The following is a 21,990-nucleotide window of genomic DNA, read 5'->3' on the forward strand; positions in this document are numbered from 1 at the left end:
AATGATGTTCGAATGGCGCTCGGCTGAAGTCGATGATATCGAATTCGCCCGACAACTGACGTGCAGCAATATGCTTCCCTATTATCTGCGTCATGATTTGCTGTGGCAGGACGAAGCGTTTGACCTGGCCTGGGTGATTCGCCAGAACTGGATTATCCATCGAGGTGACCAGGCGCTGGGTTTCGTCAGCCTCAGCCGCGACGCCCGTGCGCTGTATATCCGGGAGTTGCAGATTGACAAGGCGTTTCATGGGCAGGGGGCCGGAACCTGGGCGATCGGACAGGTCTGGGGGATGGTGGCGGTGGAGCGTCGCCCCGCGTTGCGCCTGACCGTGTTCAAGGATAATCCGGCCAGGCAGCTCTACGAACGCATGGGGCTGCGGGTCGTCGGCGAGGATGAATGTTTCCTGAGAATGCAGCGGGACGTTGCCGCTTGAGGCTGCGGATGTCGGATTTCATGAAGATGCGTTGTAACTTTTATCTGCCCCTTTGCGCTAGGTCTGCCGAATGCTTTTTGCTAAGGTGTGAGGCAACCCATACAAGACCAAATCGTGAGGTGTCTGCTTGATTAGGGTGTTAGTGGTCGACGACCATGATCTCGTCCGTACGGGCATTACACGGATGCTGGCTGACATCGATGGCCTGCAAGTGGTTGGCCAGGCCGAGTCCGGGGAAGAATCCCTGATCAAGGCGCGGGAGTTGAAACCCGATGTGGTGCTGATGGACGTCAAGATGCCGGGCATCGGCGGCCTCGAAGCCACGCGTAAACTGCTGCGCAGCCATCCGGACATCAAGGTTGTCGCGGTGACCGTCTGTGAAGAAGACCCGTTTCCGACGCGGCTGCTGCAAGCGGGCGCGGCGGGTTACCTGACCAAGGGCGCCGGCTTGAACGAGATGGTCCAGGCCATTCGCCTGGTGTTTGCCGGCCAGCGCTACATCAGCCCGCAGATCGCCCAGCAACTGGCGATCAAGTCTTTCCAGCCGACCAACGACTCGCCCTTCGATGCGTTGTCCGAGCGGGAAATCCAGATCGCGCTGATGATCGTCGGCTGCCAGAAGGTCCAGATCATCTCCGACAAGCTTTGCCTGTCACCCAAGACCGTCAATACCTACCGTTACCGTATCTTCGAAAAGCTTTCGATCAGCAGTGATGTCGAGTTGACGCTGCTGGCGGTGCGCCACGGCATGGTCGATGCCAGCGCCTGAAAATGACCGAACAGTTTGATCCCAGCGCTTTTCTGTCCACCTGCAGCGGTCGCCCTGGCGTGTACCGCATGTTCGACAGCGACGCGCGCCTGCTTTATGTCGGCAAGGCCAAGAATCTCAAGAAGCGCCTGGCCAGTTATTTCCGCAAGACCGGCCTCGCGCCGAAGACTGCGGCCCTGGTGGGGCGCATCGCGCAGATCGAAACGACCATCACGGCCAACGAAACGGAAGCACTGCTGCTTGAGCAGACGCTGATCAAGGAATGGCGCCCGCCCTATAACATCCTGCTGCGCGACGACAAGTCCTACCCGTACGTGTTCCTGTCGGACGGAGCGTTTCCGCGCCTGAGCATTCATCGCGGGGCCAAGAAGGCCAAGGGGCGGTATTTCGGTCCTTACCCCAGCGCTGGGGCCATTCGTGAAAGCCTGAGCCTGCTACAGAAAACCTTCTTCGTTCGCCAGTGCGAGGACAGCTACTACAAGAACCGCACCCGGCCGTGCCTGCAATACCAGATCAAGCGCTGCAAGGCCCCGTGCGTCGGGCTTGTCGAGCCCGAGATCTACGCTGAAGACGTACGTCACTCGGTGATGTTCCTGGAGGGGCGCAGCAATGCGCTGACCGACGAGTTGTCAGCAGCGATGGAAGAGGCATCGATCAACCTCGAATTCGAACGCGCCGCGGAGCTGCGCGACCAGATCGGGCTGCTGCGCCGGGTGCAGGACCAGCAGAGCATGGAAGGCGGCAGCGGCGATGTCGATGTCGTTGCGGCGTTCATCAACCCCGGCGGCGCCTGCGTCCACCTGATCAGCGTGCGCGGCGGTCGCGTTTTGGGCAGCAAGAATTTCTTCCCCCAGGTGGGTATCGAGGAAGACGTGGCCGAAGTCATGGCGGCTTTTCTCGGCCAGTACTACGTCAGCAGCCCGGAGCGCGATTTGCCCAGCGAGTTGATTGTCAACGTGGTGCATGAAGACTTCCCGACCCTGATCGAGGCCATCGAAAAGCTCCGCGGTCGCGAACTGACCATCAGTCACCGTGTGCGCGGCACTCGGGCGCGCTGGCAGCAACTGGCCGTGACCAACGCCGAACAGGCGCTAGGCGCGCGCTTGGCCAACCGCCAGCATGTGGCGGCGCGGTTCGAAGCCCTTTCCGATGTCCTCAACCTGGATGAACCACCGCAGCGACTGGAATGCTACGACATCAGTCACTCCAGCGGCGAGGCGACGGTAGCCTCTTGCGTGGTGTTCGGTCCGGAAGGGCCAATCAAGTCCGATTACCGACGCTATAACATCGAGGGCGTTACCCCGGGCGATGATTATGCGGCGATGCACCAGGCGCTGATGCGGCGCTTCGGCAAGCTGAAGGACGGCGAGGGCAAGTTGCCGGACATCCTGCTGGTGGACGGTGGCAAGGGCCAGTTGTCCATGGCCCGCGACGTGCTCAATGAATTGTCGGTCCCGGATCTGATTCTGCTGGGGGTTGCCAAGGGCGCCACGCGCAAGGCCGGTTTCGAGACCCTTTACCTGAACGACGCGGCCCACGAATTCACCCTGAAGGGAGACTCGCCGGCGCTGCATCTGATCCAGCAGATCCGCGACGAAGCCCACCGTTTCGCGATCACCGGCCACCGCGCCCGGCGAGGCAAGACCCGCCGTACGTCTACGCTGGAAGGCGTGGCAGGGGTTGGTCCGACGCGCCGGCGCGACCTGTTGAAACATTTTGGTGGCTTGCAGGAGCTGTCTCGTGCCAGCATCGAAGAGATAGCCAAAGCACCCGGTATCAGTAAAAAGCTCGCAGAGTCGATTTATGCGAACCTGCATAGCGAGTAGAATGCCCGTCAACCTCGTAGCCAGTTGTGCCGATGAATATCCCAAACCTGATTACCGTTCTACGCGTCCTGCTCATCCCGATCTTCATATTGCTGTTCTATTTGCCGTACCACTGGAGCTACGTGGCTTCCGCCTCGGTCTTCGCCTTCGCCGCCGCAACAGACTGGCTCGACGGCTACCTGGCCCGCCGCCTGGAGCAGAGCACGCCGTTCGGCGCGTTCCTCGACCCGGTGGCCGACAAGCTGATGGTCGCGGTGGCGCTGGTGCTGCTGGTGCAGGAGCACGGCAACCTCTGGCTGACCTTGCCGGCAGCGGTGATCATCGGACGCGAAATAGTCGTATCGGCCCTCCGCGAATGGATGGCCGAACTGGGCGCCCGTGCCCAGGTCGCGGTATCGAACCTGGGCAAATGGAAAACCGCCGCCCAAATGCTTGCCTTGGTTATTCTGCTGGCGAACCCCTCGGACTTCAGCTTCTGGGTGCTGTTGGGTTACGCATTGCTGCTGGTGTCCGCAGGCCTGACATTGTGGTCGATGGTCCAATACCTGCGCGCCGCCTGGCCGCACCTGCGGACTGACGTTGATCCGAAATAAAACTTTTTTGAATCAAAGGGTTGACGGCGTGTTATGAATCTATAGAATGCGCCACACCAAGACGCGGGAATAGCTCAGTTGGTAGAGCACGACCTTGCCAAGGTCGGGGTCGCGAGTTCGAGTCTCGTTTCCCGCTCCAAATATTGGGCTACAGAGTTCCACTGAATTCTGTAAGTGATTGAAATCAGGGCCTTTAGGCCCTTTTTTCGTTCCAGCGGGAACCACTGAAATCCAGCACTATCCGGTGCGTTTAAGTCCAGGATTGAGTCCAGAATCCTGACGCGTACTGAATCGGTTTGTTGCTGGAGCAGTTTGCGTAGCGAGATGAGCATCTGGCCCTGACTCTGTTCAGGAGCTCGCGATGGCACTCTCAGAAATGACAGTTCGGCATGCCCGAATAACCGGTAATGACTACACCCTCGGCGACAGTGATGGTCTCACGCTCAATGTGACGGCCAGAGGCGGAAAAGTCTGGCTCTTCCGCTACTACTGGGTAGGCAAGCAGAAGCGCATGTCCTTGGGTTGTTACCCACAAATCTCGTTCAAAGAAGCCCGTACACGACGTGACGATGCGCGCGCCTGGTTGCCCAGGGCATTAACCCCATGAGCACCGTAAGCAGCAGCGTCGTGCTGTTCGTTTTGCGGCGGAGCACACCTTCGAGGCGGTGTTCAATCAGTGGGCGGAGTTCCGCAGGCTAAGCCTGAAGGAAGGGCGCCAGAGCAGGCTCTCGCAGATCTTGAGAATCTTCAGAAAAACGTCATACCCCTACTGCTGCCTTCTGGGGCAACGAATTGCAGACCGACACCTGCCAGGGCTTATTTGCGCCTCAAAGTGGGATGTGCGTTGTCGACAAGACCTGGCGTAACCCCATGAACGAGCGAATCTGGCGAACCCCGGGCAAGTAAAGCAATTGCTCCGCATGGAGCCGGTTGAAACTGTTGCTGTCCTTGGTGCGCAGCAACATGAAGTAGTCGAACTCTCCCGTCACCACATGGCACTCCATGCAGCCGGACACTTTTTGGGCGGCTGCCTCGAATGCGGCGAAGGATTCCGGTGTGGAGCGGTCCAGCACTACGCCGATCAGTACCACCATCCCCGCATCCAACGCTTCATTGTCCAGCAGTGCGACGATGTTCTTGATCAGGCCGGCCTGCTTGAGCCGTTCGACACGCCTGAGGCACGCAGGGGCGCTCAGTTTCACCTTCTCTGCAAGCGTCACATTGGAGATGGAGGCATCTCGTTGCAGGGCCTTGAGAATGGCGCGGTCGGTTCGATCCAGTGGCTGCGGCATTGGGGCTGAAACGCCCGGCTTCTTGTGAGTATTTGTTGCTTTCATATTGATTTCTACACATTAAAAGTATGTTAAGTGTCATCTGATGGAAATTATCTTTCGCCAAGTGATAAAAACTTGCAACACATATTTTTCCGATTCTTCTTAATATTGAACTCATCGAAGCCCTCCTGAAAGAGCCTTCAATGCGGCCCTTTTTCCTTTCGGTCTGGCGCTTGGATATCCAATATCAAGGAGCAGAGTCATGAACCTGAATCGTTTTGAACGTTATCCATTGACCTTCGGTCCTTCGCCCATCACGCCCTTGAAGCGCCTGAGTAAACATCTGGGGGGCAAGGTCGAGCTGTATGCCAAACGTGAAGACTGCAACAGTGGCCTGGCCTTTGGTGGGAACAAGACTCGCAAGCTCGAATACCTCATTCCTGAAGCGCTCGAGCAGGGCTGCGATACGCTGGTCTCCATCGGTGGCATTCAGTCGAACCAGACCCGCCAGGTTGCCGCAGTCGCTGCCCACTTGGGCATGAAGTGCGTGTTGGTGCAGGAAAACTGGGTGAACTATTCCGATGCGGTGTATGACCGGGTAGGCAACATCGAGATGTCGCGAATCATGGGCGCTGACGTGCGGCTTGATGCAGCTGGCTTCGATATCGGCATTCGGCCAAGTTGGGAAAAGGCCATGAGCGATGTCGTGGAGCAGGGCGGCAAACCGTTTCCGATTCCGGCGGGTTGTTCCGAGCACCCTTATGGCGGCCTCGGTTTTGTCGGCTTTGCCGAAGAAGTGCGGCAGCAGGAAAAAGAACTGGGCTTCAAGTTTGACTACATCGTGGTCTGCTCGGTGACCGGCAGTACGCAGGCGGGCATGGTGGTCGGTTTCGCGGCTGACGGTCGTTCAAAAAATGTGATTGGCATTGATGCTTCGGCCAAGCCGGAACAGACCAAGGCACAGATCCTGCGCATCGCCCGCCACACCGCTGAGCTGGTGGATCTGGGACGCGAGATTACCGAGGAGGACGTGGTGCTCGATACGCGTTTCGCCTACCCCGAATACGGTTTGCCCAACGAAGGCACCTTGGAGGCCATCCGTCTGTGCGGCAGCCTTGAAGGCGTGCTGACCGATCCGGTGTACGAAGGCAAATCGATGCACGGCATGATTGAAATGGTGCGTCGTGGTGAATTCCCCGAAGGCTCGAAAGTGCTTTACGCGCACCTGGGCGGGGTGCCGGCGCTGAACGCCTACAGCTTCCTGTTTCGTAACGGCTAAGTGTAGCGCTGCTTTTGGAGTCATCTGTGGGAGCGAGCTCGCTCCCACAGGGAATAATGTCAGCCAGGCTCAGGGATCACACCGGGAGTACCATCATGCTTGCGATATCGCAGTCTGCAATCTGGGTGAAAGAACCCCTGGCGGATACCGGCGTTGTCATCGTGACCAGCGCCGCGTTGCCCAAGTACATGATTGACTCGTTGCACATGGCGATCGACGACTGGGACCAGGTTGCCTATCTAGTGGTCCAGCAATCCAAGGCATTCATGCTCGACTGGCTGCAGTTTGGGGCTCACTCGATAGAGCCGGTGCCGGCTAGCACCTGTCGGGCCAGCCAACTGCTGCATGGTGTCTCCAAAGGTTGTTTTTTATTGGATATCGAAGACACCCCGATACCCCGTCTGACCTGGCTGGGATCAGTCTGTGGACACCCACTGCGTGTCCTCAAGCTGGGAGACGCAGCCTCCCAGGCAGCGATCGATAAACAGGTGGAAGAGATTTTATCGGTGACCCGGACACTGGTGAAAAGCGGGTTGCAGGAACGTTGTTTCAGCTAGCAGACGTCATCACATTCACGCCTGAATTTATTCTCCAAATAGAAAGGCCACATCCATGAGCCGATCTGCCGACTGTCGTTCTAAAACCCTGAAGTGGATGCGTGAGCCTTCGAGCTGTACGCGCATCGTGGTCATCGTGTCCGCAATGGACAGTGATCATATTGACCTGATGCACCATGGGTTCAGCTGTTTTGACAATATCGCGCTGGTACAGGTTGAGCCTTCGGGCAGTGGGGCGCAAAGGTGCGTTGAAGGACAAGTTGCGAAGTGTGATTACAGCTTTCTCGTTTGCGGTGAACTGGAAGAGTCTCTGTTAAATGATCTTTCCATTGGCAATCCGTGCATCTACCAGATAGGGCAAGGCAGCTGGGCCGAGCGCTCCGTGATTGAAGCGGTAGAGCAGGTCAAGAAACTCGCCCGATTGAGCTATTCACGCCTTGAAACGTTACCCGACATTTGCAGGATATGCCCATGAACGACCTGTCCGATATTCATGCCCAATGGCCGGGCCAGGCCAGCGAAGATGCTCAAGAAGTGGTTGAATGGCGGGACGCCTTGCTGTCGGTTATCGCCCATAGCGGCGCGGCTCAGGCCAAGCAGATCCTCGACATGCTGATGACTGTGGCAAGCGCCTCGGACATCGGTTGGCGGCCCAGCCATGGCACGCCCTACATCAATACCATCGGTGTCGAGCGCCAGCCGGTATTTCCAGGGGACCTGGCCATCGAAGAAAGGCTGGCCTCGATCATGCGCTGGAACGCGTTGGCGATGGTTGCCAGGGCCAACCACGCTTATGGCGAATTGGGCGGACATATCGCCAGTTATGCCAGCGCGGCGGACTTGTTCGAAGTGGGCTTCAATCATTTTTTCAAAGCGCGGACCGACAGCAGCGGTGGCGATCTGGTGTTCTATCAACCGCATTCGGCGCCAGGGGTCTATGCCCGGGCGTTCCTCGAGGGCCGCCTGGAAGAAAAGGACCTAATGCATTATCGGCAAGAGATCGGCGCACGCGCCAAGGGCGCCCGAGGGTTGTCGAGTTACCCGCATCCTTGGCTAATGCCGGATTTCTGGCAGTTTCCGACGGGCTCCATGGGCATTGGTCCAATCAGTTCGATCTACCAGGCGCGTTTCATGCGTTACCTGGAGCACCGGGGCCTGCAAGACACCACGGGTCGAACCGTCTGGGGCGTGTTTGGCGACGGCGAAATGGATGAGCCGGAAAGCATGTCGGCGCTGACGATGGCCACCCGGGAAGGGCTGGATAATCTGGTCTGGGTGGTCAATTGCAACCTGCAACGGCTGGACGGGCCGGTTCGTGGCAATGGACGCATCATCGACGAGTTGGAGGCGTTGTTTGGTGGGGCAGGCTGGAACGTCATCAAACTGGTTTGGGGTTCCGACTGGGACAGTTTGTTTGCGCGCGATACAGAGGGCGCGCTGGTCAAGGCGCTGTCCAGCACTGTCGATGGGCAGTTCCAGACGTTCGCGGCCAAAGACGGACGCTTTAACCGGGAACATTTCTTTGGCCAGAACGAGGCATTGGCCCATCTGGCACACGGCCTGACGGATGAGCAGATCGATCGTCTGAAACGGGGCGGTCACGACATGGTGAAGATCTTCGCCGCCTATCAAAGCGCACTGCGCGAAGGCAACAAGCCCACTGTGATTCTGGCGCAGACCAAGAAGGGCTTCGGCATGGGCGATGCCGGGCAGGGCAGGATGACCGTGCACCAGCAGAAGAAGCTCGATCGGGAGGCGCTGATCGCGTTTCGCAATCGTTTCAACCTGCCGCTGACCGATGAACAGGCCGCCTCGTTGAGCTTCTTCAAACCTGCTGAAGACAGCGCTGAAATGCGCTATCTGCATGAGCGTCGCCGTGCATTGGGCGGGTACATGCCATCGCGGCCTTCGATCGCCGAATCATTGGCGGTGCCTGACGTCAGCAGCTATGGCACGTTTGCCATTGCTGCGGATGGCAAGGAGATGTCTACCACCATGGCGTTCGTGCGAATGCTCAGTGGTTTGCTGCGGGACAAACAACTGGGCCCGCGCATCGTGCCGATCGTGGCGGATGAAGCGCGTACGTTCGGCATGGCCAGCCTGTTCAAGCAGATCGGCATTTACTCCAGCGTGGGGCAGCGATATGAGCCGGAAGACATCGCCTCGATCCTGAGCTATCGAGAAGCGCTGGACGGCCAGATTCTCGAAGAGGGCATCAGCGAGGCAGGGGCGATCAGTTCCTGGGTTGCAGCAGCGACCAGCTATTCGGTGCATGGCTTGCCGATGCTGCCGTTCTACATCTATTACTCGATGTTCGGCTTCCAGCGCATTGGTGACCTGATCTGGGCCGCAGCGGATCAACGGGCTCGCGGTTTTCTGCTCGGGGCCACCGCCGGCCGCACGACATTGGGCGGTGAAGGTCTGCAGCACCAGGACGGCAACAGTCATATGATGGCGGCGATGGTCCCCAATTGCCGGGCTTACGATCCGGCATTCGCCGGCGAGTTCGCGGTGATCCTGGATCACGGCATGCGCCAGATGCTGGAGCGTCAGGTGGACGAGTTTTATTACGTCACCCTGATGAACGAGAACTACCCGCAGCCCAGCCTTCCTGACGGCGTCGAACAGGCGATTATCAAGGGCATGTATCGGTTCGCCCGGCATGAAGTCGAGGGTGCGCGTGGACGTGTGCAGTTGCTGGGCTCCGGCGCCATCCTGCGCGAAGTGATTGCCGCCGCCGAGTTGCTGGCCAGCGATTGGGGTGTCGACAGCCAGGTCTGGAGCGTGACCAGCTTCACCGAGTTGGCCCGTGATGCGCGCGAAGTGGAGCGCTGGAATCGACTGCACCCTGGACAACCTTCGCGCCGCAGTCATGTCCAGGTGTCGCTCAATGACTCGGCGCCGATCATTGCCTGCACCGACTACGTTCGCGCCTTGCCGCAGTTGATCGCCAGTTATCTCGATGCCCGTTACACGGTACTCGGCACCGATGGCTTTGGCCGCAGCGATACCCGCAGTCAGCTGCGCAGGTTCTTCGAAGTGGACCGCCACCAGATTGTCCTGAGTGCACTGACTGCACTGACTGCACTGGTGCACACAGGGCGCCTCGATGCCAATGTGTGTGCCGAGGCCATTGAACGCTACGCGATTGACGTTGACGCGGTGGTCCCTTGGGACGCTTGAAACCGGGCAATCAACAGTTATCACCGACCGCCAGAATGGTCGCCACCAACGCCAGAGCGCGAGGCACCAGCGTGTCCAGTTCCAGATATTCACGGTCGGTATGGACTTTGCCGCCCACTGGCCCGAGGCCACAAAGGGTCGCAATGCCCAGGCTTGCTGTGAATCCGGAGTCGGCACAACCGCCGGTGAACTCGCCTTCGACGCTGAAACCCAGCGCCAGCGCTTCTTGTTGGTAGATTTGCAGCAGCCGTTCGCTGTGACAGGCTTCCATTGGTAGAAAGGTTGTCGCTTCCTTGAGGATGGCGCGGGTGCCTGCCAGTTCTTCCTCGGCGACGATGGCCTGAATTTTGGTAAAGAGTTGATCCCAGTGTTTGAGTTCGATGAAGCGCACATCCAGCCGGGCAGAGGCGCTGGGCGCGACGGTGTTGCTGGAGGTGCCACCGGCTATCAGGCCGACATTGGTCGTGATGCCTGCTGTGTAATCGGTCAAGGCATGGAGCTTGACGATCTTGCGTGCCAGGGCTTCGATGGCACTGGCGCCGTCGGCATGGTTGACCCCGGCATGCGCCGCGCGGCCGCTGACTTCGATGATCAGCGTGGCGCCGCCTTTGCGTGCGCTGACCACGTTGCCGCTGGCCCGGCCGGGTTCGGTATTGAGCACGGCACGGGCGCCACGGGCGGCTTTTTCGATATGGGTCCTGGCGCTGCCGGAGCCGATTTCTTCGTCGCCGGTGTACAGGACCTGCACCGGATAGGGCAACTGACCGGCGCGCTTGAGTGCCTTGAGCGCGAAGCAGTTGAGCACCAGGCCGCCTTTCATGTCGGCGACGCCGGGGCCATAGGCGAGGTTGGCGTCGCGGCTGTAGCCACGCGTCGAGGTGGTGCCTTTGGGGAACACCGTGTCGCGATGGCCTAGCAACAGCACCGGCTTTCCAGATGCGCCTGGCACTTCTGCGAGTAGCACGTCGCCAAAATCATCGACCGGCATGCGCTTGAGCAGGATGCCGTCGGCTTCCAATTCCACCGCGAGCAGCGCGCCCACCGCGTCGACGCCCGCCTTGTCATAGCTGTTGGAGTCGGTGTCAACGATACGTTGTAGCAGCGACTCCATGGCGTGGCGCTGGCCGGCAAGCCAGTCCAGCGCCTGTTGTGGCGTGGCGCTCATTGCGCCTGCTCCCGCAACTGGTGCTCCTGAGCCAGGCGTGCCGCATCGTTGCCCAGGTCCCAGAAGAGACCGGCCATGATTTGCAGGCTTTCCTTGACCACCGGTGCCAGCAAGTGCTCGTTCGGCGCATGTTGCGAACAGGCCGGATAAGAGTGCGGCACCCACAAGGTCGGCAGGCCGAGCACGTCGGCGAAGACGTCGTTGGGCAGCGAGCCCCCAAGGTTTGGCAGCAGCGCAGGTTTTTTACCGGTGGTCTGTGTCAACGAGCTGAGCGCCCAATTGACCCACGGGCTTTGCGGGTCCAGCCGAGTGGCATGCATCACATCGATACGACTTTGCTTGACCTCGACATTGTTGAAGCCATGGGCATCCAGGTGGGCACGAACCGCCGGGATGAAGGTCGTGTAGTCGCTGTTCACCACGAAGCGGATATGGCAATGGGCATTGGCTTTACCGGGGATCGCATGCACGGGGGCATCCGGGTTGCCGGTCTTGAAGGCAATGACGTCGAGGGTGTTCCAGCCGAACACCTTTTCGCTCAGCGAGAGCTGCGGGTTGCCCCAGTTGGCATCGATTTCCGGATCGCCCGGGCCGCCACCCACATCAATATCAGCCAGTGCCCGGCGAACCGGTTCCGGCAGTGACTCGGGCTGTAGGCCTGCCACTTTCACCCGGCCCTGTTCATCGACCATGCTGGCGATGGCATTGGCCAGAATGATGCCTGGGTTGGCCAGCAAGCCGCCCCAGTTGCCAGAGTGATGGGCGCCTTCACGCAAATTGACGACCAGCTCGAAGTTGAACGCCCCGCGTGAACCGAGAAAAATCGTCGGTCGTGATGCCGCCAGGCGCGGGCCGTCCGAGGCGATGAAAATATCCGCGGCGAGCTCTTCGCTGTGGGCGGCACAGAACGCGTTCAAGCCCGGCGAGCCTTCTTCTTCGCCCATTTCCAGCAACAGTTTGACGTTAAAGCCCAGCTTGCCGCCGCGCGCCTTGAGCGTTTGCTCCAGTGCGGTCAGGTTGATCAGGTGCTGGCCTTTGTTATCCGCCGTGCCGCGGCCGTACCAGCGATCGCCTTCGACAGTGACTTGCCACGGTGACAGGCCTTCACGCCATTGGGCTTCATAGCCGCGCACCACATCACCGTGGCCGTAGCTGAGCACAGTCGGCAGTTCTGGATGTTCGATGCGTGTGGCGATCATGAAGGGGCCACGCTCTGCCACCGGGTTGTCATAGATCTTGACGCTGAAGCCCATTGCCTCGACATGCGGGGTGATGAAGTCATTGAGGTAGCGATACAGCTCGGGCTGGCTGTCCGTTGCCTGGCTTTCGGTGTGCAAGGCGACGCTACGTTCGAGCAGCTTGAAAAAAGCGCCGTTGTCGAATTGCGCGGTGGTGTTGCTGATGGCCAATGAACGACTCATGAGTGGACGAGCTCCAGTGTTTGGGCGGGACTGTCGTGAAGGTGGCAACGCACGTTGCCGCCGATAATGGAATCATTGGCCGGGTAGGCCGTTTTGCACGGTGCGAAGCAGCTCGGGCAGCGCGGGTGAAACGCGCAACCGGACGGCGGTGACATCGGATTGGGAAAGGTACCGTGCAGGCCGATATCGGGAATGCCCAGGCGCGGATCGGGGGTGAGCACCGAGTCCAGCAAGGCGCGGGTATAAGGGTGGCCGGGTTCGGCGAACAACGATTCGCGCGTACGTTCTTCGACGATGCGCCCGAGGTACATCACCGCGACCCGGTCGGCGAGGTGTTCGATGACCGCGAGGTTGTGGCTGATCAGCAGATAGGTCAGGCCGAATTCGCGCTTGAGGTCTTGCAGCAGGTTGAGGATCTGCGCCTGCACCGACACATCCAGTGCCGAGGTGGGCTCGTCGCAGATCAACACATCGGGGCGCATGATCAGCGCGCGTGCGATCGCGACGCGCTGGCGTTGTCCGCCGGACAACTGGCTCGGGTAGCTGTCGATCACCCGCTTGGGCAGACCGACCACATCGAGCATCGCTTCGGTCTTCTTGCGCCGCTCGGCGGGGCTGCCGATGTCATGCACGATCAGCGGCAGGGTAATGATTTCGCGCAGCGTCTTGCGTGGGTTCAGCGAAGAATACGGGTCCTGGAATATCGGCTGGATGTGCCGGGACATTGTCTTGCGATCCGTCGCCGCCAGATGTTTACCATTGACCAGCACATCGCCGCTGGTAGGCGGCAACAGGCCGAGCAGCAGCTTTGCCAGGGTACTTTTTCCACAACCGGACTCACCCACCAGGCCGAGGGTCTCGCCACGCATCAGCCGCAGGGAAACGCCATCCACGGCCTTCAGGGTGGCGGCGGGTTTGAAAAAGCCCTGGTTGATCCGAAACTCGCGACGGATGTCACACAGCTCCAAAGCGATGTCTTTTTTCATGACCGTGCACGCTCCTGAAGACGAATCGGTGCCGGGGCCGGTGCGGCGAACAGGCAGCGCGCCATGTGTCCGTCCTGCTCGACTTCGGGGATGTCTTGCGCGCAGGCCGGTATCGCCTGACCACAACGATTGCGGAACGCACAGCCTTGCTGTTCGCCTACCAGGCTCGGCACCAGTCCTGGAATCGAACCCAGCGCCGCACCCGGTTTGGTCTGGCCCGGGATCGGGATACTGGCCAGCAGACCACGGGTGTACGGATGCTGCGGGTTTTCGAACAGTTGCAGGGCAGGGGCGGTTTCGACGATTTCCCCGGCATACATCACGGCGACCCGATCGGCGATCCGCGCCACCAGCCCCAGGTCGTGGGTGATGAAGATCACCGCCAGGCCGAGTTCTTTCTGGATGTCGCGGATCAAGCGCAGGATCTGCGCTTGAATGGTCACGTCCAACGCGGTGGTGGGCTCATCGGCGATGATCAGGTCCGGTTCGCACATCAACGCCATGGCGATGATCACCCGCTGGCGCAAACCTCCGGACAATTGATGCGGGTACTGGCGCAAGCGCTCGGTGGCATTGCTGATACCAACTTTCTCCAGCATTTGCCCGGCGCGAACCAGGGCCTCCTTGCGCGACACCTTGCGGTGCCGGGTCAGCACTTCGCTGAGTTGATCGCCAATGCTGTAGGCCGGGTTCAGCGAGGTCATCGGTTCCTGGAAGATCATTGCCAGACGGTTGCCACGCAGGTCGCACATGTGCCGTTCGCTCTGGCCGATCATGTCGATGCCGTCCAGCATCAGCCGCGACGCCGTGCGTTTGGCCTTGCGAGGCAACAGGTCCATCAGCGCCAGCGACGTCAAGGATTTACCGCAGCCGGATTCGCCAACGATGCACAACATTTCACCGCGCTCGACTTCAAAGGTCAGACCGCGCACCGCATGGAGCATGTCATCCGGCGTCGGGCGGTTGCCCATGGGGATATCCACGCGCAGGTTTTCTACATGGAGTAGTGCCATGTTCGGTACCTTCTATAGTTACGGCATCTATCAGTTACGGCCATCGGGCAGGATCAGATCGCGCAGGCCATCGCCGACCAGGTTGATACCCAGCACCAGAATCATCAGGGCGACGCCGGGAATGGCGATGACCCACGGGGAAAAGAACATGTAGGGTTTGCCTTCGGCGATCATCAAGCCCCAGGACGGCGTTGGCGGCTGCACACCCACCCCGAGGAACGACAGTGCCGACTCCAGCAGGATCGCGTGGGCCATTTCCAGCGTCGCGACGACGATCAATGCACCGACCAGATTGGGCAGGATTTCACTGACCAGAATGCGCAGGGTCGAACAGCCCAGCGCCTGGGCCGAAGCCACATATTCAGCATCGCGAATCTGTTGCACCGAAGCCCTGACCACCACCGCGAAGCGATCCCAGAGCAGGCAGCCGAGCAGCACAATCACCACTTTCAGCGAGCCGCCCATCAGCGAGGCCGAGGCCAGCGCGACCATCACGACCGGCATCGCCAGCCGGGTGGTGATCAGGTAGCTGATAAACGCATCGACCTTGCCGCCGTAGTAACCCGCCAATAGCCCCATGACGGTGCCGATAAAGCCGGAAATAAGCGCCGCGGCAATGCCGATGAACAGTGAGATACGTGCGCCGTAGAGCAGTCGTGACAGGTAGTCACGGCCCAGCTTGTCGGTGCCCAGGACGTATTCCCAGGTGCCGTTGGCCATCCATACCGGCGGTTTCATACGCAGCATCACGTCTTGCGCATACGGGTCATAAGGTGCCAGCCACGGCGCGAACAGTGCACCCGTGAAGATGATCAGCAACAACACCGTGCCGATGGCGAAGCCACGATGGCGAAAGCTCTTGCCAAGTACGCGGCTCAGGCTGCTGGGGGGTGGCAGGTAGTCATTGATCGCGAGGGTAGTGGGGGTGCTCATGTAAGCCTCCTAGCGCACGCGAATGCGCGGGTCGAGCAGTGCGTTGAGCACATCGGCCAGCAAGGTGAGGATGATGTAGATCACCGCGATGAGCAGGACCACGGCCTGTACGACAGGAAAGTCGTCACGGGCGATGGCGTCCCAGGCGAGCTGTCCGATGCCTTGCAGGGAGAACACGGTTTCGATCACCACCGAACCGCCGAGCATGAAGCCAAACTCCACCGCCGCCAGCGCGACGACTGGAATCAAGGCGTTGCGCAGTGCGTGCTTGAACAACACGCGGGCAGGGCGCAGGCCCTTCGCGCGGGCGGTGCGGATGTAATCGGAGTCGAGCACATCCAGCATGCCGGCACGGGTCAGGCGCATGATTGCCGGCGTCGCGTAGTAGCCCAAGGCAATGGCCGGCATGACGAAGTGCAACATCGTCGAGTTACCGGACACCGGTAGCCACTTGAGCGTCACCGCGAACACCACGATCAGCATCAGCGCAAACCAGAAACTCGGCATTGCCTGGCCCAGTACGGCGATGCTCAAGGCCAGTCGGTCAATCCAGGTGTCGCGTTTGACCGCGGCCAGCACGCCCAGTGGAATCGCCACCAGCAAGGCGATGCCCAGCGCCATGGCGCCTAACCCGAGGGTGATCGGCAAGCGGCTGGCGACGAGGTTGTAGACCGATTCCTGAAAGAAAAACGAGTTGCCCAGGTCCAGCCGCAACAAATCGCCCAGCCAGTTGAAGTACTGGGTCGGTAGCGGTTTGTTCAAACCGTACTGCACGCGGATCTGTTCGATCTGTTCGCTGGTGGCTTCCGGTCCGCCAATGGCCGTGGCCAGGTCGCCGGACAAGTGCAACAGAGAAAAGCTGATCACCGACACGGTAATGGCAACGCAAATGGCGATGCCCAGACGGCGCAGAAGGAATCCAAGCATGGCAAGTTTCCTCATATCCAATGGATGACAGGTGTGAGGACGTGTCCGTGGTGCGGGTCAGTTCGCGCGCCACGGCACCTCGATCAATCCGCTCGGTTGCGGATTACTTCCAGCTGGACTGAACGAAACGCGGCAGCTCATCCGGATACGGCGTGAACGCCAGATCGGCGGTGTAGGCGTAGTTCATCGAGTAGTTGAACAGCGGTGCCCAGTACGCCTGTTCGCTGATGCGCTGCAACGCCATGCGGTAGTTGTCTTTGCGCAATTGCGGGTCGAGGGCGTTGTCAGCGGTCTGCAACCAGCCCTGGACTTGCGGGTCCTTGATGTTGTCGTCCGGGTTGCCCTTGAACCAGGTGCCGGCCGACGCCGAGGCGTCGAGGATCGAGAACGAGCCCCAGGCCTGAAACGACATGGGCACCTTGCCGCCACGTTGCTGATCGCGCAGGGCGGCGTACTTCAAGTAGCGCAGTTTGGCGTTGATGCCCACGGCCCGCAGGTTGCCAATGATGGCTTCGACGTAATCCCGGTCGCGATAAGCGAAGATTTCTGTCTCGAAGCCATTGGGGTAGCCGGCCTCGGCGAGCAGCGCCTTGGCCTTGGCCGGGTCGTAGTTGTAGACCGTGGCCGCGGTGGTATCGCAACCGAATTGGCCTGGATAACAGGCCACCTGCAAAGCCTTGGCTTCGCCACCCACCAATTGCGTGGCCAGCGCATTGCGGTTGATCGCATGGTTGATGGCCTGGCGTACCTTGAGGTGCTTCATCGGCGAGTTTTCAGTGGAGGTGCCCCGAGCATCGAGAATCAGGAAACCGATGCGCATGGTTTCGCCGCTGGTCACGGTCAGGTTCGGCATACCTTTGAGGTCGACTGCCTGATCCGGGGTCACACGCCACGTCCAGTCGACACCATCGGTCATCAACTCTGCCAGGCGGGTTTCCGCATCCGGGATCACCCGGAACTTCAGGTGGCCGATATGCGGCTTGCCTTGTGGGCTGTCCGGAAAGTAGTCCTTGTTGATCTCCATGGTCACGCCTTCGCCAGCCACCACCGACACGGCTTTATACGGCCCGGTACCCACTGGCTTGCGGCTGAACTCAGCCAGGCCGACTTTCTCGAAGTACTGCTTGGGAAACATCGGAACGGCGTTGGACAGGTATTCCAATGCCGGAGGGAAAGGTTTCTTCAAATGCAGGCGGACGCTGTAGTCACCGGTTTTTTCGGCGCTCTTGATCCAGTCTACGTTTTGCACGGTAACGACTTTCGCTTCAGGCGATACCACGTAGTTGAGGGTGAACACCACGTCGTCGGCGGTGAAGGCGTCGCCGTTGTGAAATTTGACGCCTTTGCGCAGCTCGAAGTCGAGGGTGGTGTCGTCAACCTGTGTCCAGCGGGTAGCCAACATGGGTTTGTATTCGCCGCTGTTGGGATCGCGGTAGATCAGGTTGTCCCAGATCAGCCGGCCGAGAATCACCCCTTCGCGCAAATCGTTGTGATAGGGGCTGATGTTTTCAGGCTCGCTGTCGGAAGCGTAAACCAGGGTGTCGTTGGCTTTACCGGCATGCGCCGGAAAACTGCTGATGAGGCCTGCCAGCGCAATGCTGCAGGCGAAACCTTTGATGCCCATGCCGTCGTCTCCGTTGGCGAGAGTGGTTGAATCAAAGGGCAGCGAATCGCAAATGCGCAAAGGAGGATGAAGCGGTCAGGTCATGTTTTTTGGTCTAGACACGAATGTAGGGAAAGGCTATCAATGCCACAAGAATAATATTTCGATACTTGCGTTGCCGAAAAGGCAATTCCCTGGAGGCGCCGATGCAGCTGTATGGTGTGCAGTCCACGGCACTGCGTTATTTTCTGGAAGTGGCGCGATGCGGATCGATCAGCGAAGCCTCGGTGCGCTTGAACGTCGCAGCCTCAGCGGTGAGCCGACAAATTGCCAAGCTCGAGTTGGCTCTGGACGCCAGCCTGTTCGAGCGCCGTGCCCGGGGCATGGTGCTCAGCGAGGCGGGGGCGCGACTGGCGGCCTATGCGCGCAAGTCGCAGCTTGAGGCGGAGCAGGTGGTGCTGGAGATTACCGAGCTGCACGGCTTGCAGCGGGGCCATGTGCACGTTGCCTGCTCGGAGGGGTTTGCACTGGAATACATGCCCAGGAGCATCAGCGCGTTCAGGCGTGAGTATCAGGGTATTCATTTCACATTGGAGGTCTGTGCGCCGGCCGAAGCGACCGAGAAGGTGCGTTCCGGCGAAGCCGATCTGGCGATGACCTTCAGCCTGACGCCGCAAAGTGAAATCAAGGTCGAACATGTCATGAGCGGGGCGATTTTTGCCGTGGTCGCCAATTCCCATCCCCTGGCCGGGCGCGAAGCGGTCAGGCTCGCTGAGCTGCAGCCCTGGCCCATTGCGTTACCCAAGGCTGACACCACGATACGGCAGCTGTTCGACATCTGTTGCGGTGTACAGGGGTTGTTGTTCGACCCGGTGTTGACCACCAATTATGTGGCCGCGCTCTATAGCTTCGTCCGCGAAGAAGGCGTTATCAGCCTGGCCAGCGAAATGACCTTGCAAAAACAGGTAGCGGACAAGGCCCTGCAATGCGTGCCGATCCTCGACGAAGGCATGCAGGCACGACGTATCGAACTGCAAAGCATGGCTGGCCGCAATTTACCGGCAGCGGTGTCTGCGTTCAGGGATTTTTTGATTGCTGATCTGGAAAGCGGAGCGTCGTTGAAAGGAGGCCGTCCGTGAGGTTTCGCACACCCCGATGCCCGGGGGGGCGATCCGAATCTTTCTTAAGAACATTTTTCAGACCTGCGAACGGGGCAAAGTTGCCGCAGGGTGATCCAGGGCAACTGCAACGGGAGAGGAGGTAGGCTGCACCCACCTCAGAAAAAGTCCACATTTCTGGAATATAGCTTTTCTGGCAATCGAGCCCGTACGAGAAGAACAAAGCGCATTTAGCGAACCCTACGTCATCATCGAGGGAACGTACTGGGTGGCGACGGATTCTCCCTAATTAATGTTCTTAATTGATGCCCATATAATGAAGGGCGCCAGTGTTGCCCAGGCCCGATCCAAATATCCCACAGTTACCCTTTACTTCATAATAATCTATTACGCTACTGTCTTTTTTAACCCAGAATGAGACGGTGCAGCGCTCACGGATATTTTTTGTTTGAATCTGCTGCACATTGACTGGCTGTCCAGATGACGTGTCCATATATGAATCTACAGCTGTTTGTTGGTCGTAATTAGTTCCATAGCTGTCGAATACGTATATTTTTTGTCCATACAGCTCATGACTTGAACTGACTGAGTGCTCCGTTAAAGTCAAAGAAGGTTTGCCAAATTTTTTATAGGCTTCCTGAATGTTTTTTCCCATAAGTTCACTTGCGGCGGAACGTTCTGGTGCGATTCTGGAACAACCCGATAATGAAAGTGTAAATAGGGAAAGGAGTGTGAGTAGTGGTGCTTTATAAAAAACCATACAGTCATTCCTTGAGTCGATTGGAATTTTAAATGATGTTGCAATAAGCGCCGCCGGTTTCACTTGAGAAGTTGCATTCGGTAAGAGCTCTGAATCAGAAAGCTGAGAAGTGTTTCAGGTGCTTATAATTTTGATAGGGCGTTGCATATTATCTGCAACGCCCTGGTTGTTAGTCGGCTAAGTATTTTGTTACATTTGCCTTCACGAGTTAAAAGCCAAGAAAGTTAACCATCACCTCCACCCCCACAAGCAATCAGCTCGATAAGCCCCATTTGGTACCACTTATTCTGGCAACTCCAGCCGTGTTCAAAGGTAAAGGCACTTGCCGTGCCGCTAAACGCGAGCCCCACAGAAAGGGCAAGAGCAGTTCCAATGGTCCAACGTACTTTCTTCGTTTTTTTACTCATGGAGACTTCCTCTATCACTCTGTCGCTCTACGGGCTAGCCGGTGAAGGGGCAGCGGTTGTCAAAACGAGCCGCCATTCCTGTGGCAGGGATCCCACTTTTTTGCTGTGTCGAACGGCATCTGAATAAGTAAAACAGTGGGGAGTGGTTAACACTGAAGCAACGTTGATTCAGCGAAGCACGCTCCTCAGATCCATTTGATTACGGAGGGCAATCTATATCAATAGTACAGGTGACCTATTCCCTCGTCGCAAAGACAGAGAAGCGAAATAATCTAGGTTACCTTCGGATGGACCTCACCGCCTTTACCGCGGCCATTGAGTACTGTGATGCGCCACCTCCACAGTTGGACCTGACGCCGACTGAATTCAAATTGCTGGTCACATTGCTCAAAACACCTCCAAGGTCTTCACCCGCGATGAGTTGCTGGAAATCTGTCTGCCGGAAAGCGAAGCCCTGGCCCGCGTCGTTGATGCCCATGTGCATAACCTGCGGCGCAAGCTCGAAACCCATGGCATCGCCGGGGTATTGGTGACGGTGCGCTCCATTGGTTACCGGTTCAGGTGAGTAACATGCTTGAGAAGTCGCCCGTTAACGACAAACCCCTATGGCGCTGGGTAGGCAGGATCGTCATTGAGATCGGTGACCGGGGGCCGGGTATCGAAGCACAGCATCTTGACAGCGTATTTGATCGCTTCTGGCGTGCGGAGCGTTCCAGGGCTCGCTATTCGGGCGGCAGCGGATTAGGCCTGTCCATCGCCCGTGCGATCTGCCAGGCCCATGGCGGAGCCATTACCGCCAGCAACCGCGCCCAGGGCGGCACGCTAATCAGGGCGGAGTATCCGCTGTAGGCCTTTGTTCTAATGCCTATAAATAGATAACTATTTAAATATAGGTAATTATAGAGGCGACGGCGATCATCCGATCGCCTACATTGACGGGGCACGGCCATGGCGAACGGTCATCATCGATTCCAGCGAATTCTTCTTACCAACGACGACGGCATCGAAGCTCCCGGGCTCAAGGTCCTGGAACGTATCGCGTGCCAACTGGCGAATGAGGTCTGGGTCGTCGCGCCCTTGCTTGACCAAAGCGGAACCTCTCATTCCTTGAGCCTGCACGCCCCCTTGCGATTGAGCTTCCACGGAACCCGCCGGTTTGCGGTGACCGGCACGCCAGGTGACTGCATTGCCGTGGCGCTCGGGCATCTGCTCAATCACGACAAGCCGGACCTGATTTTATCCGGTGTCAATCGTGGGGCGAACCTGGGTACCGAAACGGTGTTCTCAGGCACCGTTGGCGCGGCGATGACCGGGCTGCTGTTTGGTATCCCCTCCATCGCACTGAGCCAGGCGTTTACCGACCGCGCCGCCGTGCCTTGGGAAAACGCTCTCAACAACGGGGCGCACACGGTTGAGCAACTGATGGCGCTGGACTGGCCGCAGGACGTTTGCCTGAACGTCAACTTTCCGAGCTGCGCGCCAGATGCCGTACGGCCGCTGAAAATAACCCACCAGGGCAGGGGGCGGTTGGAAGGGGTGTCCGTACGCTCGGAAAATGACCCGCGCGGTCTGGAATATCATTGGCTTCAACTGCACAGGCACCAACGGCCTGATGAACGCGGGACGGAAACGGCGGGAATCCTAGCGGGTCACATCACCGCGACGCCATTGCAGTTCGAGCGTACTCACGCGACTGCCAGCCAGATGTCTGAACAAATGATTCAAGCCAGGCTCATTTAA

At 58.8% G+C, this 21,990-nt stretch carries 20 protein-coding genes, 1 tRNA gene and 4 pseudogenes; 15 read left to right on the forward strand and 10 right to left on the reverse strand.

The annotated features are described in order from the left end of the window. Position 1 precedes the first annotated feature (1 nt). From J3P86_RS10970 to J3P86_RS10995, 6 genes and pseudogenes are all read left to right on the forward strand, one after another. Entirely contained in the window at positions 2–436 is a 435-nt protein-coding gene (locus tag J3P86_RS10970; RefSeq protein ID WP_434624399.1) for a GNAT family N-acetyltransferase, read from the forward strand. Between the two features lie 127 nt (positions 437–563). Further along, positions 564–1,205, forward strand: a complete 642-nt coding sequence (gacA, locus tag J3P86_RS10975; protein ID WP_003200277.1) for a response regulator transcription factor GacA — start codon at positions 564–566, stop codon at positions 1,203–1,205. Between the two features lie 2 nt (positions 1,206–1,207). Beyond that, positions 1,208–3,031, forward strand: a complete 1,824-nt coding sequence (uvrC, locus tag J3P86_RS10980) for an excinuclease ABC subunit UvrC (RefSeq protein ID WP_434700207.1) — start codon at positions 1,208–1,210, stop codon at positions 3,029–3,031. Positions 3,032–3,063: 32 nt separating this feature from the next. After that, a complete protein-coding gene (gene pgsA, locus J3P86_RS10985) occupies positions 3,064–3,624 on the forward strand; it encodes a CDP-diacylglycerol--glycerol-3-phosphate 3-phosphatidyltransferase (RefSeq protein WP_030141409.1) in 561 nt (186 codons plus the stop codon). Positions 3,625–3,687: 63 nt separating this feature from the next. After that, a tRNA-Gly gene (locus J3P86_RS10990) sits at positions 3,688–3,763 on the forward strand. Positions 3,764–3,985: 222 nt separating this feature from the next. Then, positions 3,986–4,391, forward strand: a pseudogene (locus J3P86_RS10995) (integrase arm-type DNA-binding domain-containing protein); the annotation flags it as partial. A 60-nt stretch (positions 4,392–4,451) separates the two neighbouring features. Here the strand turns inward: J3P86_RS10995 and J3P86_RS11000 are convergent. Then, positions 4,452–4,961, reverse strand: coding sequence for an Lrp/AsnC family transcriptional regulator (locus tag J3P86_RS11000; RefSeq protein WP_434559473.1), 510 nt, complete (start codon positions 4,959–4,961; stop codon positions 4,452–4,454). 199 nt (positions 4,962–5,160) lie between these two features. Between J3P86_RS11000 and J3P86_RS11005 the strand changes: the two genes are divergently transcribed. The 4 genes from J3P86_RS11005 to mdeB all read left to right on the forward strand — a co-directional run bounded on the left by J3P86_RS11005 (position 5,161) and on the right by mdeB (position 9,917). After that, positions 5,161–6,177, forward strand: coding sequence for a 1-aminocyclopropane-1-carboxylate deaminase (locus J3P86_RS11005; protein ID WP_434559471.1), 1,017 nt, complete (start codon positions 5,161–5,163; stop codon positions 6,175–6,177). Positions 6,178–6,272: 95 nt separating this feature from the next. Next, positions 6,273–6,734 carry a transketolase gene (locus J3P86_RS11010; RefSeq protein ID WP_434700208.1) on the forward strand — a complete coding sequence of 154 codons (462 nt, stop codon included), beginning with the start codon at positions 6,273–6,275 and terminating at the stop codon, positions 6,732–6,734. Positions 6,735–6,789: 55 nt separating this feature from the next. Beyond that, positions 6,790–7,209: a hypothetical protein gene (locus J3P86_RS11015; protein WP_434700209.1), complete on the forward strand. Its 420-nt coding sequence runs from the start codon at positions 6,790–6,792 to the stop codon at positions 7,207–7,209. After that, positions 7,200–9,917, forward strand: a complete 2,718-nt coding sequence (gene mdeB / locus J3P86_RS11020; protein ID WP_434700210.1) for an alpha-ketoglutarate dehydrogenase — start codon at positions 7,200–7,202, stop codon at positions 9,915–9,917. Before J3P86_RS11015 ends, mdeB begins: the two co-directional genes overlap by 10 nt. 10 nt (positions 9,918–9,927) lie before the next feature. Here the strand turns inward: mdeB and J3P86_RS11025 are convergent, their stop codons facing one another. From J3P86_RS11025 to J3P86_RS11055, 7 genes are all read right to left on the reverse strand, one after another. Continuing rightward, positions 9,928–11,082 carry a M20 family metallopeptidase gene (locus J3P86_RS11025; RefSeq protein WP_434700211.1) on the reverse strand — a complete coding sequence of 385 codons (1,155 nt, stop codon included), beginning with the start codon at positions 11,080–11,082 and terminating at the stop codon, positions 9,928–9,930. Continuing rightward, positions 11,079–12,503, reverse strand: a complete 1,425-nt coding sequence (locus J3P86_RS11030) for a M20 family metallopeptidase (protein ID WP_434700212.1) — start codon at positions 12,501–12,503, stop codon at positions 11,079–11,081. Before J3P86_RS11030 ends, J3P86_RS11025 begins: the two co-directional genes overlap by 4 nt. Further along, on the reverse strand, positions 12,500–13,489 hold the full coding sequence (locus J3P86_RS11035; RefSeq protein WP_434700213.1) for an ABC transporter ATP-binding protein: 990 nt from the start codon (positions 13,487–13,489) through the stop codon (positions 12,500–12,502). Before J3P86_RS11035 ends, J3P86_RS11030 begins: the two co-directional genes overlap by 4 nt. Continuing rightward, on the reverse strand, positions 13,486–14,502 hold the full coding sequence (locus tag J3P86_RS11040) for an ABC transporter ATP-binding protein (RefSeq protein ID WP_434700214.1): 1,017 nt from the start codon (positions 14,500–14,502) through the stop codon (positions 13,486–13,488). Before J3P86_RS11040 ends, J3P86_RS11035 begins: the two co-directional genes overlap by 4 nt. Before the next feature lie 30 nt (positions 14,503–14,532). Then, a complete protein-coding gene (locus J3P86_RS11045; protein WP_014338928.1) occupies positions 14,533–15,435 on the reverse strand; it encodes an ABC transporter permease in 903 nt (300 codons plus the stop codon). Between the two features lie 9 nt (positions 15,436–15,444). Next, entirely contained in the window at positions 15,445–16,362 is a 918-nt protein-coding gene (locus J3P86_RS11050; RefSeq protein WP_434700216.1) for an ABC transporter permease, read from the reverse strand. 103 nt (positions 16,363–16,465) lie between these two features. Then, complete coding sequence (locus J3P86_RS11055; RefSeq protein WP_434700217.1) at positions 16,466–17,986, reverse strand: ABC transporter substrate-binding protein; 1,521 nt, start codon at positions 17,984–17,986, stop codon at positions 16,466–16,468. Between the two features lie 185 nt (positions 17,987–18,171). On the opposite strand from J3P86_RS11055, the gene J3P86_RS11060 reads away from it, so the two are divergent. Further along, entirely contained in the window at positions 18,172–19,104 is a 933-nt protein-coding gene (locus tag J3P86_RS11060) for a LysR substrate-binding domain-containing protein (protein WP_434700218.1), read from the forward strand. A gap of 157 nt (positions 19,105–19,261) precedes the next feature. Next, positions 19,262–19,369: pseudogene (locus J3P86_RS11065) on the forward strand (restriction endonuclease); the annotation flags it as partial. Positions 19,370–19,381: 12 nt separating this feature from the next. On the opposite strand, the gene J3P86_RS11070 reads toward J3P86_RS11065, so the two are convergent. Both J3P86_RS11070 and J3P86_RS11075 read right to left on the reverse strand, forming a co-directional pair. Next, a complete protein-coding gene (locus J3P86_RS11070) occupies positions 19,382–19,843 on the reverse strand; it encodes a hypothetical protein (RefSeq protein ID WP_434700219.1) in 462 nt (153 codons plus the stop codon). 224 nt (positions 19,844–20,067) lie between these two features. After that, the gene (locus J3P86_RS11075) at positions 20,068–20,250 is read right to left on the reverse strand and encodes a hypothetical protein (protein WP_434700220.1); all 183 of its coding nucleotides are present in this window, start codon (positions 20,248–20,250) and stop codon (positions 20,068–20,070) included. Positions 20,251–20,531: 281 nt separating this feature from the next. Between J3P86_RS11075 and J3P86_RS11080 the strand changes: the two are divergent. From J3P86_RS11080 to surE, 3 genes and pseudogenes are all read left to right on the forward strand, one after another. Next, positions 20,532–20,815: pseudogene (locus tag J3P86_RS11080) on the forward strand (winged helix-turn-helix domain-containing protein); the annotation flags it as partial. A 53-nt stretch (positions 20,816–20,868) separates the two neighbouring features. Continuing rightward, positions 20,869–21,099 (forward strand): annotated as a pseudogene (locus J3P86_RS11085) (ATP-binding protein); the annotation flags it as partial. 99 nt (positions 21,100–21,198) lie between these two features. Beyond that, positions 21,199–21,990 carry a 5'/3'-nucleotidase SurE gene (surE, locus tag J3P86_RS11090; protein WP_434700222.1) on the forward strand — a complete coding sequence of 264 codons (792 nt, stop codon included), beginning with the start codon at positions 21,199–21,201 and terminating at the stop codon, positions 21,988–21,990.

The organism is Pseudomonas sp. D1-1 (assembly GCF_051132225.1).
Taxonomy (GTDB): Bacteria; Pseudomonadota; Gammaproteobacteria; order Pseudomonadales; family Pseudomonadaceae; genus Aquipseudomonas.